Source organism: Ruegeria sp. CG8 (assembly GCF_056537165.1).
Genome location: NZ_JBQFRA010000005.1, coordinates 41300 through 55534, shown reverse-complemented (window position 1 = coordinate 55534; position 14235 = coordinate 41300). Strand labels below are relative to the sequence as shown.

Below are 14235 nucleotides of genomic sequence, written 5' to 3'. Positions count from 1 at the left end.
CCCGCCTTTTTCACGCGGTCTGAACGATCCGGGCCGAGACCCGGGACAGGTGCTCATCGACCAAGGCTGTTTCGTCGGGGTGAAGCTGTTGGTGGCGCGGATAACGCGGCGCGTTCCGGTCATTCAGGATCGGCGCGTCCCACCCGTCGGTCGTGGCGAAGTAACGCTCGACACCCGGCAAGCCGAATGCGCGCAAATACCCCTGCACCACAACGTCCACATAGCTGAGCAAAACGGGGTGGCTGTGCGTCGGGTCCTTGCGGTGCTGTTCCGGAACCGCATAGACCGCAATCTCGACCTCTGTCTTCAGAGAATGAGTTATGGCGTGGGTGGCGGGGATCCGATCATAGGCCCACTCCCGTTCATCCAGTGCCGCCCAGTCGTTTTTGGGGACATGTGCGATCATGCCGTCGATCTCGCAGGCGGGATCCGGCACCGCGGTCAAGAAGGCGACCGGGCGCAGATCGGTATGCCGCCACGCCCGGCGCCAGCCCTTGAGTCGCGCCGGGCGCGGGTCGGGAAAGTCATGCGTGGCAAGGTTTACGAGGCTGCCGTAGCCAAAGAAATAGGGCTCTGCCATGTCGCGTGCTGTCCTTCTTGACGATTGATGTATGTCAAACCGTTTTTTTGCGGTCTGTGCAATAAGGCTGCATCTTGAAATTCGGGGGGAGGATCTGATGCGGATCACCAAACGAACAAATATCGCCGTGCGGCTGTTGATGTATTGCGCTGCACATCCGGATCGGCTCGTGACGAAATCCGAGATTGCGGATGTCTGCAACATCTCGGAAAACCATCTGGCGCAAGTCATCAACCAGCTGGGTCAGTTGGGGTATCTGAGTACGCAGCGCGGTCGCAACGGCGGCATGACTCTTGGGCGGCCGGCGGACCAGATCCGGATCGGATCCGTCTTCCGCCATGTCGAGGGCAGTTTGCCGATCGCCGAGTGTTTTGCGGATGCCGACAACACCTGTCCGTTGACCGATGCCTGCCGCCTGCGTCTGGCGCTGCAGGACGCGGCCGAGGTCTTCTTTGCGTCGCTGGATGAAATATCGCTGGACGCTTTGGTTTGCGACAACGATCCGCTGCTGAAAATTCTGCAACCCGTTACCTGCGCGCGTTGAATTCAATCGCTGGCCCGCAAGACGCGGGCCGGGCTGACGGATAGGGGGCGGAGGGCGAAGAACAGCCCCGCCAGCAGCGTGACGGCCAGCCCGGCAGCGACGATACCCAATGCCGAAGGCCATATCACCGCAAAGCTGGTATCGAAAATGAATGTCGCCACAGCCCAGCCGCCAAGGATGCCGGCCAGCAGCGCCACGCAGCCCGCAGCCGCACCCAGCAGCGCCGAGCGCAAGCCAAAGCTGAGAAGTATCCGTTGGCGATCTGCGCCGATCGTCTTGAGGATTGCGGCCTCGTAGCGACGTGCGGGCTCTCCCGCGGCCGCCGCGCCGATCAGGACCAGAAAACCGGTCAGCAAAGAGACACCGGCGCCGTAGGAAGTGGCCGAGGCCAAGCCGGCAAGCAGCCCCGAGACACGGTCGATCGCGTCCCGAACCCGGATCGCGGTGATGTTGGGGAACTGGGTTGCAAGGTCTTGAAGGATGGCTGCCTCGGCCTCTTCCTCGGCGTAGACCGTTGCAATGAAACTATGAGGCGCGCCGGCCAGTGCGGACGGGTTCATCGACATGATGAATCCCATGCCCGCGTTCGAGAAATCCACCTCGCGCAGCGATGTTATGGTCGCGGTGATATCACGCCCGAGAATGTTCACCGTCAGTTCGTCACCAAGCTTGAGACCCATTTCCTCGGCCTCTTCCGCAGCAAAGCTGATCTGAGGCGGGCCTGAATAGTCCTCTGGCCACCATTCCCCGGCGGTGATGCGGGCGTTTTGTGGCGCATTGTCCGAATAGGTCACGCCGCGATCGCCCTCCAGAACCCAATGATCGCCCGCAACCTGATGTGCGGGCTGGCCGTTGATCTGCGAGATGATTCCGCGCAGCATTGGTGCGCTTTCTACGCGTGTGACACCGGGGTCATTTTCAAGCCGGCTGCTGAAGCCGGGCATCTGGTCTTTTTGGATGTCCACGAAAAAGTAAGACGGCGCCACGTCTGGCAGGTTCCCGGATATCGCATTGCGCAGAGTGCCGTCGATCTGTCCGACCGCAGCCAGAACCGACAGGCCCAATCCCAGAGACAGGACCACCGATGCGGCACCTTCACGGGGGTCGGAAATTGCGGCAAGTGCCCAACGCAACGTCGGGCGGCCACGGGCGCGTGTGGCGGCCCTTTTTGCCACATAGCGGATGCCTTGGGCCGACAGCGCCAACAGCACCAATGCGCCGACAAATCCACCTCCGGTCCAGAGGGTCAGCCAGGGGGATCCGCTGAACCAAGCGGCGGTGGCGATCAGTGTCGCCAGGGCAAGGCCCGTCGCCAACAGGTAAGCGGCGCGGGGCAACCTGCGGGCACTGCTCAGCGCATCGCGGAACAGGGTCGCTGCCCGGACGTCCTCCGCCCGGGCAAGGGGCCACAGGGTGAAAAGCAAGGCGGTCAGCAGGCCATACAATGCCGCCTCGAACAGCGGTTGCGGATATACAGAGAAAACGGCCGGTACGGGAAGCCGGCTTTCAATCAGGGGTGCCAGGAGAATCGGGGCCAGCCCGCCAAGGGCTACACCAGCAGCGATCCCGACGGCCGAAAGGACGCCGATCTGGATCAGATAGGTCTGAAAGATCGTGGCGCGGTCTGCGCCCAAGGTGCGCAGTGTGGCGATGGTTTCGGTCTTTCGGGCGAGATAGGCGCGTACGGCCGCGGACACGCCGATGCCGCCCACTGCCAGACCCGAGAGACCCACCAACACCAGGAACGCGCCGAGGCGCGAGACGAATTCGGCAATTCCGGGTGCGCCGTTGCGCGCATCGGTCCAGCGCAGCCCTGAGCCTTGCAGAACGCTCTCGGCCTGTTGCGAGAGTTCTGCGAGGTCGGCCTCGACCGGCAGGTCCATACGGTATTTGGTCGAAAACAGCGTGCCGGGCTGCAATAGGCCCGAGTCTTTCAGATCGGCTGTGCGAACCAATGTGCGCGGGCCCAAGGTGAATCCATCTCCGGCCGCGTCGGGCTCGGATATCAAGGCGGCGGCCAGCACAAAGTCCTGCGTGCCCAGTGCAAGACTGTCGCCGATGTCCAGCCCCAGACGCTCGATCAGAACCGGGTCCATCACTGCCCCGGGAAGAGTGGCATTTCCGTCCAACGCCTCGGACAGCGAGATTTCGGGGTCCAGTTGGACGGTGCCGATCAGAGGATAGGCGTCATCGATGGCCTTGACCTGAGTAAGTCCGCGTTGCGGTGCGTCGCTGCGGGTCACGGCCATCGAGCGGAAATCGACGACTTCGGACACGCGATCGGCGTTCTGCTCCATCCATGCGGTTTCTGCTTCGTTTGCGAAGCGGTAGGTCAGCTCGATCTGGGCATCGCCGCCCAGCAAGGCTGCGCCCTCTTGCGCAAGGCCAGTCATGATTGCTTGCCGCACCGATCCAACCGCAGCAATGGCGGCAACCCCCAGGGTCAGACAGGCCAGAAAAACCCGAAAGCCGCGTAAGCCGCCCCTGAGTTCACGTCGGGCCAGGCGCGTCGCCAGGCGCAAGCTCATTCCGCTGCCTCTTGGCTGGCCTCTTCGGTGATGCGGCCGTCGCGCAATCGGACGACCCGGTCGCAACTGCGGGCCAGCGAGTGGCTGTGTGTGACCAGAACCAGCGTTGCCCCGTGCCGGTCACGCAGGCCGAACAGCAAATCAACGATGGCCGCGCCATTCGCCTCATCCAGATTGCCGGTCGGTTCGTCCGCCAACAGGATCCGAGGCCGCGGGGCCGAAGCGCGGGCCAGCGCGACCCGCTGTTGTTCGCCGCCCGACAGTTGCGCCGGGTAGTGATCACGCCGATGCGAAAGCCCCACCGCCGCCAATTCGGCCTCGGCCCGATCGAAGGCATCGCGGTGACCGGCCAGTTCCAGCGGGGTGGCCACGTTTTCAAGCGCCGTCATCGTTGGGATCAGATGGAAATTCTGGAAAACGACGCCCATCGCATCACGACGAAAGCGGGCAAGCGCGTCCTCACTCATCAAGGTCAGGTCCTGCCCCAGTGCGGTGATGCGACCCGCGGTCGTCTGCTCCAGCCCACCCATCAGCATCAACAGCGAGGATTTGCCCGAACCGGATGGGCCGACGAGGCCCAGCGTCTCTCCCTCTTTGACGGTCAGATTGATGTCCCGCAAGATTTCAACGGGTCCGGCATTGCCATCCAGCGACAAAGCGGCATTTTGGAGTGTCAGAACGGGTTCAGTCATAAGTCTTTCCGAAAGGGGCAGTCATTTGGGATATGGAGCGGTCAGGAATTTGCGCAAGGCTCTGGCGGCGGGGCTGTTGTCGCTCTGCGGCATTGCTGCCACAGCCGAGCCGGTGGTCCTGGCCGCTCTCGGAGACTCGCTGACTCAAGGCTACGGCCTTGTTGAGGAGGATGGGTTCGTCCCTCAACTGAACCGGTGGCTGGATGCGCAAGGCGTCGAGGTGAAGATAATCAACGCCGGTGTTTCCGGGGACACAACGGCCGGTGGTGCGGCGCGTGTGGGCTGGACCCTGACACCAGAGGTGGACGGGATGATCGTGGCGCTGGGCGGAAACGACGTTCTTCGTGGGATCGACCCGGCGGTCTCGAAGTCGAATCTGGAAAAAATTCTGACCGAGGCGCAAACGGCCAAGGTTCCGGTTCTGCTGATCGGCATGCAGGCTCCGGGCAATTATGGCGCGGACTACAAACAGGCGTTTGATGCGATGTATCCGGATTTGGCCACCCAGTTCGGCACACTTTATTCCCCCAGCTTTTTTTCCGGGTTGCAGGCGGGTGGCGACCCTGAAGCCGTGCAGACCTACATGCAACCAGACGGGATCCACCCCAATGCGCGCGGCGTTGCGCTGATCGTGGATGATCTTGGACCTGCTGTCCTTGATCTGATCGCCGCCGCAGAACAGCGGCCGTAAACCGTGCCCGGGCGGTTCTTTCTGACGCGGCCGTTTTCCCAGATTTCCGAATTCCTGGGTCGAGAAACTGTTTGGCCGGATGAACAGCCGCGCCAGAACATACAGCCCGGTCAGGAAGTTATCGTTCTGACCGCTGAAGGCGCCGGGCCCATGCGGTGGGGCATGATTCCCGTAGGGCGCGTCAATGCCCGGGGGCGACCGGTCATGGAAACGATCATCAATGCGCGGTCGGAAACGGTTTTTGACAAATCTGCTTTTCTAGGTGTCGGTCGCGCGGTTGTTCCGGTTGATGGCTGGTACGAGTGGACCGGCGAAAAGCGCCGCAAAACCGCGTGGCGGATTGAATCCGCCGACGGAATCCCCTTGTTGTTTGCCGCGATTACGGACAGATGGATCGCGCCCGGTGGTCAGCATGTCGATCAGTTCGCTGCTGTGACCTGCGAGCCGAACGATGATCTGCGGCCGATCCACCACCGCATGGGTGTCCTGTTGCGGCCCGAAGACGTCCGGACCTGGCTGAACGGATCGGACAGGCAAGCGGCAAGCCTTTGTGTCCCGTGGCCAAACGGAAGACTGAAGATTGAAAAAGCCGAAGGGGTGGATTGGTCGGGGCCTTGACCGCTGCCTTAGACGACGGTGACGACCGTTCCGATCGGGACGCGGTTGTACAGGTCGATCACGTGCTCATTCAGCATTCTGATGCACCCGTTCGACACGGCTCGTCCGATGGTCTGCGGCTGGGTCGTTCCATGGATGCGGAAATACGTGTCGACGCCGTTCTGAAACAGATACAAGGCACGGGCGCCCAGCGGGTTGTCTCCTCCACCGGGCTGGACATAGTCATTGTCCTTGAATTTGGCATAGGCAACGGGGTCCCGCTCGATCATCTCTTCGGTCGGGCGCCAGGTGGGCCATTCCTTTTTCACGTCGATCGTCGCAGTTCCGGTAAATTCCAGCCCGGCCTTGCCGACGCCACAGCCATAACGGATGGCTTTGCGGGGCTCGGTCACGAAATACAGGTAGAACGAACGTGGCGCGACCAACAATTGCCCGGGCAAAAACTGCTTCTTGATCCGAACGATTTGCGGGGTCGGGTCGTATTCGACCGGCTTCTTTTTCGCGTGGGCCGCGCCAGGCACGGCGCTGAGAGCAGCAGCGGAGATCAGAAAATTGCGGCGTGAGAACATGGCAATACTCGGCTAATCAACAAAGAAAACAGGGTAGCAGTCTGTTCAGAATAGCCGACCCGGTCAATTCCCGCGCGGGTTTCACCGGAAAGTGATGTTGTTTTCCTGCCCCACCGGGGCTGGAAAGCGCGATCAGAAACCGCGCAAAAAAAACGGGGGCAACGGTCATCCGTCGCCCCCAGAGACCTGGTTTAGGCCAGTTCGATGTTGTCGGCGCTTTCGCGACCGTCACGACCCGAACGCAGTTCGTAAGTGACTTTCTGGTTGTCGGCCAGGCCGGTCAGGCCCGAACGCTCGACGGACGAAATGTGCACAAACACGTCTTTGCCGCCCTCTTCGGGTGCGATGAAGCCGTAGCCTTTGGTGGTGTTGAACCATTTTACGGTGCCTGCAGGCATATCCGTATCTCCTGTTTTTAGTGCTGCCCACGGAATTGCGGCAGCCCGGCGTCGTTGTCTGGATCGATAGACTGAACGCCGAAAACGGAGACAGTAGGTCGAAGTAGAAAAACGTAAGCTCTTTGCATATGGCACTGAGAACGCCATGTGGCAAGGGCTGGTTGGGCAGAATGTGCTGCGCTTTCAGGGGTCAACGGGCGTTGTGAACGTAAATCCGCCGAACTGAATTCGAACCTGCCTCGGGCTTTTTTGTTGTCAGATTATCGCGCCCTACGCGGGCCGAACGGGCGCGAGGCCAGCAGCGGCACAACTAAGAAAGAGGATCGGTCACCTGTCTGATAGTCGACTCCATTCAATGGCATTCGGACGCCCGAAAGCCTCGATAGGCACAAGCAATCACCCGGATGCCGGGATGTCGTTTTCTAAATGAGTGCCGAGATGATGTCGAAAATCGCGAATGCAGCGACCCAAAGGAACACGTTAAAAAATCAAGGTCGCAAATGCCAGGAGGAGCATGCGAAAAAGGTTGCGATTTGGAGTGGTTTTGAGTGCACCCGGTGCAGGTGACTCGTACCCCCAATCAATCTTAAAGAAATAGCTGTTAGCCCTGTAAACCGTCAGAAGCAGACGAAGACGGGCGGGCGGTGCGCCGCTTACCCTCAACAGATACTCGGTATACTCTTTCTTGAAGTTGAAGAATGGAAACACAGACGCCAAGATCAGCGGAGACACCCACACCGAAATGCTTGCGATCATAAAGAAACCAAGCAACAGTGGCGCTTCCGCCATACCGTTCTCCAACTGTCCATCATCCCGTTGATAGTATGGGCTTATTTCTGCCCACACTATCCATCCGGAGATGTGTCAGGAGTGTTATCGCGCAAACTTCTTATGCTTCAACCGCTTGGGCTCCAGCGCGTCCGGTCCCAGGCGGCGCTTCTTGTCTTCTTCGTAGTCTTCGAAGTTGCCCTCGAACCATTCGACATGCGCATCACCTTCGAAGGCCAGGATGTGCGTACAAATCCGGTCGAGGAAGAAACGGTCGTGCGAGATGACCACGGCGCAGCCGGCGAAATCGACCAGCGCGTCTTCCAGTGCGCGCAGGGTTTCGACGTCCAGGTCGTTGGTCGGTTCGTCCAGCAGCAGGACGTTGCCGCCCTCTTTCAGCAGGCGGGCCATGTGGACGCGGTTGCGCTCACCCCCTGACAGCAGCGAGACCTTTTTCTGCTGGTCGCCGCCCTTGAAGTTGAAGGACGAGCAATAGGCGCGGGAATTGACCTGCGCGTCACCCAGTTGGATGATCTCGGCGCCGCCGGTGATCGCCTCCCACACGGTGTCGTTGTCGTTGAGGTCGTCGCGCGACTGATCGACATAGGACAGTTGTACCGTGTCGCCGTATTCAATGGTGCCGGCATCGGGCTTTTCCTGGCCGGTGAGCATTTTGAACAGGGTCGATTTACCGGCGCCGTTGGGGCCGATCACACCGACGATGCCGCCCGGCGGCAGGCTGAAGGACAGGTTCTCGATCAGTTGCTTGTCGCCCATATGCTTGGCCAGCCCGTTGACGTCGATCACCTTGCTGCCCAGGCGTGGGCCGTTGGGGATGACGATCTGGGCGCGGGTCAGCTTCTCGCGCTCGGACTGTTCCGCCAACTCGTTGTAGGCGTTGATACGGGCCTTGGATTTGGCCTGACGGGCCTTTTGACCCTGACGCATCCATTCCAGTTCGCGTTGCAGGGTCTTCTGCTTGGATTTGTCCTCGCGGGCTTCCTGCTCAAGCCGCTTGGCTTTCTGCTCCAGCCACGAGGAATAGTTGCCCTCGTACGGGATGCCACGTCCCCGGTCCAGCTCGAGGATCCAGCCGGTGATGTCATCCAGGAAGTAGCGGTCGTGCGTGACGATCAGGATGGTGCCCTTGTAGTCGATCAGGTGCTGTTGCAGCCAGGCGATGGTCTCGGCGTCCAGGTGGTTGGTCGGTTCGTCCAAGAGCAGCATGTCGGGCGCTTCCAGCAGCAGCTTGCACAGCGCCACGCGGCGTTTCTCACCGCCCGAGAGGTTGGCGATGTTGGCATCGTCCGGCGGGCAGCGCAGCGCCTCCATCGACACGTCGATCTGGCTGTCGAGGTCCCACAGGTTTTCCGCGTCGATCGCGTCCTGCAGGGCGGTCATCTCTTCCATCAGTTCGTCCGAGTAGTTCTCGGCGATCTCCATCGCGATTTCGTTGAAGCGGTCGACCTTGGCCTTTTTCTCGGCCACGCCCAGCATGACGTTTTCGCGGACGGTCAGGGATTCGACCAACTGAGGTTCCTGTGGCAGATAGCCGACCTTGGCGCCCTCGGCGGCCCACGCCTCGCCGGTGAAATCGGTGTCGAGGCCGGCCATGATCTTCATCAGGGTCGACTTACCGGCGCCGTTCACGCCGACGACACCGATCTTTACGCCGGGCAGAAAGCTCAGGTGAATGTTTTCAAAGCACTTCTTGCCACCGGGATAGGTCTTTGAGACACCCTGCATGTGGTAGACATATTGATAGGCGGCCATGTCGCGTCCTCTGGGTCGGGGAATTCAGGTTGACCCGCTTGATAGCCAAGCGGGACGGGCGGGGCAAGCTGGTGCTTTGGCGAATTTCTGGCTGGCCTTATGCGCCGGCCGGACCGGACTGGGAAGGATGCTGGGAATGCCGGAACTTGCGCAATTGGTATCGGGTTGGGCCAAGGCCGGACGGATCGAATGGATCGGCGTCAGACCGGGGCGACGGTTGGACATGATCGCGCTGGGTCAGGCGGTGATCCGGGAAGACGGAGTTGAGGGCGATCGCAGTCGCCCGGGGAAGCGTGCGGTGACCCTGATTCAGCACGAGCATCTTGCCGCGATCGGCAGCTTTTTGGGACAAGGTCCGGTTACACCGGACGTGCTGCGGCGCAATCTGTTGGTGTCCGGCATCAATCTGGGCGCTCTCAAAGGGCGCGAGGTTCAGGTCGGCACAGCCATTTTGCGGATCACGGTTATCTGCGCGCCTTGCAGCAGGATGGAAGAGGCGTTGGGCAACGGGGGGTACTCTGCCGTGCGTGGGCATGGCGGCTGGTGTGCCGAAGTGGTGCGATCGGGGGCGGTCGGTTTGGGCGATGCTGTGCAACCTGTTGATTGACAAGGCCGGCGAGTTCTGGACTACAGCAGGGGATGTTGCGAAGCGCGGTACCATATGCGCGGCCCGGTCAGGTCGTGGGACTGTTCGGGGGATCGTTCGATCCACCGCATCAGGGGCATGTGCACGTTACACTGGAGGCGATGAAGGCTTTTGGGTTGGATCGGGTCTGGTGGTTGGTGTCGCCGGGGAATCCGCTGAAGTCTCGCGGCCCGGCTCCGATCGATCAGCGTGTCGAGGCCGCACGGTCCATCATGCAGCATCCCAAGGTTGAGGTGACTGACATTGAGGATCTGACCGGCACCCGCGCCACGGCTGACACACTTGCTGCCTTGCGGCGGCTCTATCCGCAGGTTCGGTTCGTTTGGCTGATGGGGGCTGACAACCTGGCCCAGTTTCACAAATGGAAGGACTGGCGGTTGATCATGGACACCGTTCCTGTGGGCGTGGTGGCGCGCCCCGGAGATCGGATTTCGGCCCGCATGTCACCGGCGGCGCGTGTCTATGGCAAATACCGGATTGACGGAACGGCGCGGCATCTTTTGGGTCGGGCCGATGCGCCGGCCTGGTGTTTCGTGAACGTGCCGATGGTCGATGTCAGCTCGACTCAGATACGCTCCAAAGGCGGCTGGACCTGACAGGTGTTGCCTGAACAGCCCCGATGGGCACATAATTCAGGTGCATGGTTGTTTGCCTGTGATCTCTGGGATTTTATTTGACCCATGACTGATCGTATTTCGAGACGTTTCTTTCTGGCCGGCGCCGGTTCGCTTCTGATCCCCACCGCGGGTCTTGCCGGGGCGCCAACTGTCTCATTGCGGCCTGTTGCCCGTGGCGCCGAGTTGAGCGGTGCCGAACGCATCATTCAGGCGGCGCGATTGAACGGCGAAGTGGTCTTCGCTGTGGCCGACGTAAAAACCGGCGCGCAACTGGAGGAATTCGGCGGGGCCCGCGGCTTGCCGCCGGCCAGCGTCGCCAAAGCCCTGACCGCGCTTTACGCGCTGGACGTTCTGGGGCCGGACCATCGGTTCGAAACAAAGCTGATCGCAGATGGTCCGATTGAAAACGGGATCCTCAAGGGTGATCTGATACTGGTCGGAGGCGCCGATCCGGTATTGGATACCGATGCTCTGGCCACGATGGCCGCCAACCTGCGCAAGGCCGGACTGACCGAGGTTCGGGGGGCGTTCAAAGTGTACAGCGGCGCATTGCCCTATGTATTCAGCATAGACCCCGGTCAGCCTGATCATGTGGGCTATAGCCCTGCGATCAGTGGAATTTCCCTGAACTTCAACCGTGTGCATTTCGAGTGGAAACGCCAAGGGTCCAGCTATGACGTGACCATGGACGCACGCAGTGCCAGTTATACGCCGTCGGTGGACATGGCCGCGATGCGGATCGAAAATCGCAACCTTCCGGTCTACAGCTATCAACCCAGCGCGCGGCAGGACCGCTGGACAGTTGCCAAGGACGCGCTGGGTAATGGTGGCGCCAGGTGGTTGCCCGTGCGCAAACCGGGTTTGTATGCCGGGGATGTGTTCCGCACTCTGGCCCGGGTGAACGGCATCGTCCTGGGGCGGGTTCAAGTCACACGCGAGGCCCCCAGCGGCACCGTTGTGGTCACGCATCAGAGCGATGAACTTACCAGCATAGTGAAAGGGATGCTGAAATATTCGACCAACCTCACGGCCGAGATGGTGGGGCTGGCTGCGACCGTCGCGCGGGGTAGGCGGCCGCAAACACTGGCAGAGTCCGCGGATGAGATGAATCGCTGGTCGGCTCAGACCTATGGCGCGTCCGGTATTGCTATGGTGGATCATTCGGGGTTGGGCGATGCTTCGCGAATGGTGCCGTCTGGCCTGGTCAAAGTTCTGGTGGCCGCTCAGCAACATGAAACGCTGCGACATCTGTTGAAGCCGTTTACCCTGACCGACGCCAAAGGCCAGCGGATCCAAGGGCACCCGATCAAGGTCGACGCCAAGACCGGAACCCTGAACTTTGTATCTGGCTTGGGCGGGTATCTGACCACCGCCGAAGGATCCGAGTTGGCCTTTGCGATATTCACTGCCGATCTTCCGCATCGGGCGACCATCGCGCGTGAAAGCCGCGAACGCCCTGAAGGCGCGCGCAGCTGGAATCGCAGGTCTCGCAAACTGCAGCAGGCCCTCATCGAGCGCTGGGGTGCGCTTTATGGCAGCTGAATCCGATCAGACGGTGTGACGCGCCCGTGCGCCGCGCTCGATCGCTGCGGCGTGCAGCCGATCGATCTCCAACTCATACCGGATCTCTTCCAGCAGCCGCAGTTCGGTTTCGGCCAGCGAGCCGTCGGCGGCGGCGACATCGCAGGCCAGAGCATAGGCCGTTTCGTTCAACCGCTCAGGCAGGTTGTCCCGGATCAGACCAAACAGTGCGTCCAGGCCGTCCTCCTGTTCAAACAGGTCGAATACGATCTGCGAAACCCGGCGCATACGGTCAATATCGTAGTCGGCAAACACAGGCAGCATATTCACGGCTGTCTCGATCTTGACCAGTTCGACGGTGCGGATGTTCTCGTCCGAGGCTGAGACGGCCACCATGATCGCCACAAGGCAATCCTGCGGCGACATCGGATGGGAAACGGGTTGGGTCATGGGAACGTCCTGCGATTGGTATCGTGCCGCACGTTATTGAGGAGTGGCGAAGGGTTCAATATCTTGTTTTCCAATACATACCGATGTCTGCTTGTGTCCTGATCAGATTTTGCCGTGTTCCTGGTCACGAGCAACCATCTGAAATCGTAGCAGGGGCGGCGTTTCTCGCCTGCGGTCATTGACTCACGCTGCATCTGCACAATAGGAGATGCCGGTCGGTCGCATTGAGCGACCGTCGCTGATTTCCCGATGGAGAACGAACGAAATGTCTGAACTGCGTGAAACCGCCATGACGTCAAAGGCCTGGCCTTTCGAAGAGGCGCGCCGGTTGCTCAAACGCTATCAGAAGTCTCCTCCGGAGAAGGGCTTCGTTCTGTTCGAAACGGGATATGGCCCGTCGGGCCTGCCGCATATCGGCACTTTCGGTGAGGTGGCGCGGACCACGATGGTCAAGCGCGCCTTCGAAGCACTGTCGGACATTCCCACCAAGCTGATCTGCTTTTCGGATGATCTGGACGGGATGCGCAAGGTTCCCAGCAACGTGCCGAACCCAGAGGCCCTTGAAGCCTATCTGCAGCAGCCGCTGACTTCGGTCCCTGACCCGTTCGGCGAGTATCCCAGCTTTGGTGAACACAACAACGCCATGCTGCGTCGTTTTCTGGATACGTTCGGGTTCGAATACGAGTTCTATTCGGCGCGCGACTTTTATCGTTCGGGTCAGTTCGACGAAATCCTGAAGCGTGCAGTCGAACGTTATGACGACATCATGGCCATCATGCTGAAAAGCCTGCGCGAGGAGCGGCAGCAGACCTATTCGATCTTCCTGCCGATCCATCCGGAAACGGGCCGGGTCCTTTATGTGCCGATGAAAAAGGTGTGCGCCGAGACCTACACCGTCACCTTCGATGATGAAGATGGCAAGGAGTGGACGCTGCCCGTGACCGGCGGCAATGTGAAGTTGCAGTGGAAGCCGGATTTCGGAGCGCGCTGGGCGGCGTTGGGCGTCGACTTCGAGATGTATGGCAAGGAACATGCGACCAACGAAAAGATCTATGACGCGATCTGCCGGGCGCTGGGCGGCCGTGCGCCCGAGCATTTCTCGTATGAGCTGTTTCTCGATGAAAACGGGCAGAAAATCTCGAAGTCGTCCGGAAACGGTGTTTCAATCGACGAGTGGCTGACCTATGCGCCGACCGAGAGTCTGGCCTATTTCATGTATCAAAAGCCGAAGACGGCAAAGCGGATGCATTTTGACGTCATCCCCAAGGCGTATGATGAATACCATCAGCAGTTGCGTGCCTACCCCGGGCAGGACCTGAAGGCTCAGTTGAACAACCCGGTCTGGCACATTCACGGCGGTGACGTGCCGGAATCGACGTTGATCGTTCCCTTTGCAATGCTGTTGAACCTCGCGTCGGTTTCAGGTGCCGAGGACAAAGAGACGCTATGGGGCTTCATCCGCCGCTATGCGCCGGAAGCCACGGCCGAAAGCCACCCGGACCTCGACAAAGCCGCCGGTTTTGCCGTGCGCTACTTCAACGACTTCGTGAAACCGACCCGCAAGCATCGGGCGCCGACGGAGCAAGAGCGCGAGGCGCTTGAAGCCCTGAAGTTCGCGCTTGAAGCCTATGACGGTCCGGTCGAGGACGAAGCTCTGCAATCTGTGGTCTATTCCATCGGCCGCGAGCGCTTTGACCCGATGCGCGGCTGGTTCACAGCCCTTTACGAGGTGTTGTTGGGCGCCAGCCAAGGTCCTCGGTTCGGCGGGTTCATCGCCCTTTATGGCGTCCCCGAAACGATTGCACTGATCGACAAGGCCCTGGCCGGAGACCTGGCCTGA

General features: G+C 60.5%; 15 protein-coding genes. 7 read left to right on the top strand and 8 right to left on the bottom strand.

Annotated elements, in window-relative coordinates; all coding sequences use genetic code 11:
- Positions 1-10: 10 nt before the first annotated feature.
- Complete coding sequence (locus ACR0EF_RS15140; protein ID WP_170372161.1) at positions 11-580, bottom strand: gamma-glutamylcyclotransferase family protein; 570 nt, start codon at positions 578-580, stop codon at positions 11-13.
- A 97-nt stretch (positions 581-677) separates the two neighbouring features.
- Between ACR0EF_RS15140 and ACR0EF_RS15135 the strand changes: the two genes are divergently transcribed.
- On the top strand, positions 678-1124 hold the full coding sequence (locus tag ACR0EF_RS15135; protein WP_093963764.1) for an RrF2 family transcriptional regulator: 447 nt from the start codon (positions 678-680) through the stop codon (positions 1122-1124).
- A gap of 2 nt (positions 1125-1126) precedes the next feature.
- Here ACR0EF_RS15135 and ACR0EF_RS15130 read toward each other — a convergent pair whose 3' ends face one another.
- Positions 1127-3652: an ABC transporter permease gene (locus ACR0EF_RS15130; RefSeq protein ID WP_170372159.1), complete on the bottom strand. Its 2526-nt coding sequence runs from the start codon at positions 3650-3652 to the stop codon at positions 1127-1129.
- Entirely contained in the window at positions 3649-4344 is a 696-nt protein-coding gene (locus ACR0EF_RS15125; protein WP_170372157.1) for an ABC transporter ATP-binding protein, read from the bottom strand. Before ACR0EF_RS15125 ends, ACR0EF_RS15130 begins: the two co-directional genes overlap by 4 nt.
- A gap of 49 nt (positions 4345-4393) precedes the next feature.
- Here ACR0EF_RS15125 and ACR0EF_RS15120 point away from each other — a divergent pair, with 49 nt between their 5' ends.
- Positions 4394-5035, top strand: coding sequence for an arylesterase (locus ACR0EF_RS15120; RefSeq protein WP_254438876.1), 642 nt, complete (start codon positions 4394-4396; stop codon positions 5033-5035).
- A 3-nt stretch (positions 5036-5038) separates the two neighbouring features.
- On the top strand, positions 5039-5653 hold the full coding sequence (locus ACR0EF_RS15115; protein ID WP_170373047.1) for an SOS response-associated peptidase: 615 nt from the start codon (positions 5039-5041) through the stop codon (positions 5651-5653).
- An 8-nt stretch (positions 5654-5661) separates the two neighbouring features.
- Here ACR0EF_RS15115 and ACR0EF_RS15110 read toward each other — a convergent pair whose 3' ends face one another.
- The 4 genes from ACR0EF_RS15110 to ettA all read right to left on the bottom strand — a co-directional run bounded on the left by ACR0EF_RS15110 (position 5662) and on the right by ettA (position 9161).
- Positions 5662-6222, bottom strand: coding sequence for a L,D-transpeptidase (locus tag ACR0EF_RS15110; RefSeq protein ID WP_170373046.1), 561 nt, complete (start codon positions 6220-6222; stop codon positions 5662-5664).
- Positions 6223-6413: 191 nt separating this feature from the next.
- Positions 6414-6620 carry a cold-shock protein gene (locus tag ACR0EF_RS15105; RefSeq protein ID WP_170360243.1) on the bottom strand — a complete coding sequence of 69 codons (207 nt, stop codon included), beginning with the start codon at positions 6618-6620 and terminating at the stop codon, positions 6414-6416.
- A 480-nt stretch (positions 6621-7100) separates the two neighbouring features.
- Positions 7101-7409 (bottom strand): hypothetical protein, encoded by a 309-nt coding sequence (locus tag ACR0EF_RS15100; RefSeq protein ID WP_170373045.1) that lies wholly within the window; start codon positions 7407-7409, stop codon positions 7101-7103.
- Positions 7410-7493: 84 nt separating this feature from the next.
- The gene (gene ettA / locus ACR0EF_RS15095; protein ID WP_170373044.1) at positions 7494-9161 is read right to left on the bottom strand and encodes an energy-dependent translational throttle protein EttA; all 1668 of its coding nucleotides are present in this window, start codon (positions 9159-9161) and stop codon (positions 7494-7496) included.
- Between the two features lie 136 nt (positions 9162-9297).
- Here ettA and ACR0EF_RS15090 point away from each other — a divergent pair, with 136 nt between their 5' ends.
- The 3 genes from ACR0EF_RS15090 to dacB all read left to right on the top strand — a co-directional run bounded on the left by ACR0EF_RS15090 (position 9298) and on the right by dacB (position 11966).
- Entirely contained in the window at positions 9298-9768 is a 471-nt protein-coding gene (locus ACR0EF_RS15090) for an MOSC domain-containing protein (RefSeq protein WP_170373043.1), read from the top strand.
- A gap of 32 nt (positions 9769-9800) precedes the next feature.
- On the top strand, positions 9801-10403 hold the full coding sequence (locus ACR0EF_RS15085) for a nicotinate-nucleotide adenylyltransferase (protein ID WP_437342732.1): 603 nt from the start codon (positions 9801-9803) through the stop codon (positions 10401-10403).
- A gap of 84 nt (positions 10404-10487) precedes the next feature.
- A complete protein-coding gene (dacB, locus tag ACR0EF_RS15080; RefSeq protein ID WP_170373042.1) occupies positions 10488-11966 on the top strand; it encodes a D-alanyl-D-alanine carboxypeptidase/D-alanyl-D-alanine endopeptidase in 1479 nt (492 codons plus the stop codon).
- Positions 11967-11972: 6 nt separating this feature from the next.
- Here dacB and ACR0EF_RS15075 read toward each other — a convergent pair whose 3' ends face one another.
- Positions 11973-12395 carry a tellurite resistance TerB family protein gene (locus tag ACR0EF_RS15075; RefSeq protein WP_093963405.1) on the bottom strand — a complete coding sequence of 141 codons (423 nt, stop codon included), beginning with the start codon at positions 12393-12395 and terminating at the stop codon, positions 11973-11975.
- A 265-nt stretch (positions 12396-12660) separates the two neighbouring features.
- Between ACR0EF_RS15075 and ACR0EF_RS15070 the strand changes: the two genes are divergently transcribed.
- Positions 12661-14235 carry a lysine--tRNA ligase gene (locus tag ACR0EF_RS15070; RefSeq protein WP_170373041.1) on the top strand — a complete coding sequence of 525 codons (1575 nt, stop codon included), beginning with the start codon at positions 12661-12663 and terminating at the stop codon, positions 14233-14235.

Bases quoted from the DNA above. Each gene is read 5' to 3' on its own strand.
- ACR0EF_RS15140 (WP_170372161.1), bottom strand. From the start codon at position 580: ATGGCAGAGCCCTATTTCTTTGGCTACGGCAGCCTCGTAAACCTTGCC.
- ACR0EF_RS15135 (WP_093963764.1), top strand. From the start codon at position 678: ATGCGGATCACCAAACGAACAAATATCGCCGTGCGGCTGTTGATGTAT.
- ACR0EF_RS15130 (WP_170372159.1), bottom strand. From the start codon at position 3,652: ATGAGCTTGCGCCTGGCGACGCGCCTGGCCCGACGTGAACTCAGGGGC.
- ACR0EF_RS15125 (WP_170372157.1), bottom strand. From the start codon at position 4,344: ATGACTGAACCCGTTCTGACACTCCAAAATGCCGCTTTGTCGCTGGAT.
- ACR0EF_RS15110 (WP_170373046.1), bottom strand. From the start codon at position 6,222: ATGTTCTCACGCCGCAATTTTCTGATCTCCGCTGCTGCTCTCAGCGCC.
- ACR0EF_RS15105 (WP_170360243.1), bottom strand. From the start codon at position 6,620: ATGCCTGCAGGCACCGTAAAATGGTTCAACACCACCAAAGGCTACGGC.
- ACR0EF_RS15100 (WP_170373045.1), bottom strand. From the start codon at position 7,409: ATGGCGGAAGCGCCACTGTTGCTTGGTTTCTTTATGATCGCAAGCATT.
- ettA (WP_170373044.1), bottom strand. From the start codon at position 9,161: ATGGCCGCCTATCAATATGTCTACCACATGCAGGGTGTCTCAAAGACC.
- ACR0EF_RS15090 (WP_170373043.1), top strand. From the start codon at position 9,298: ATGCCGGAACTTGCGCAATTGGTATCGGGTTGGGCCAAGGCCGGACGG.
- ACR0EF_RS15085 (WP_437342732.1), top strand. From the start codon at position 9,801: ATGTTGCGAAGCGCGGTACCATATGCGCGGCCCGGTCAGGTCGTGGGA.
- dacB (WP_170373042.1), top strand. From the start codon at position 10,488: ATGACTGATCGTATTTCGAGACGTTTCTTTCTGGCCGGCGCCGGTTCG.
- ACR0EF_RS15075 (WP_093963405.1), bottom strand. From the start codon at position 12,395: ATGACCCAACCCGTTTCCCATCCGATGTCGCCGCAGGATTGCCTTGTG.
- ACR0EF_RS15070 (WP_170373041.1), top strand. From the start codon at position 12,661: ATGTCTGAACTGCGTGAAACCGCCATGACGTCAAAGGCCTGGCCTTTC.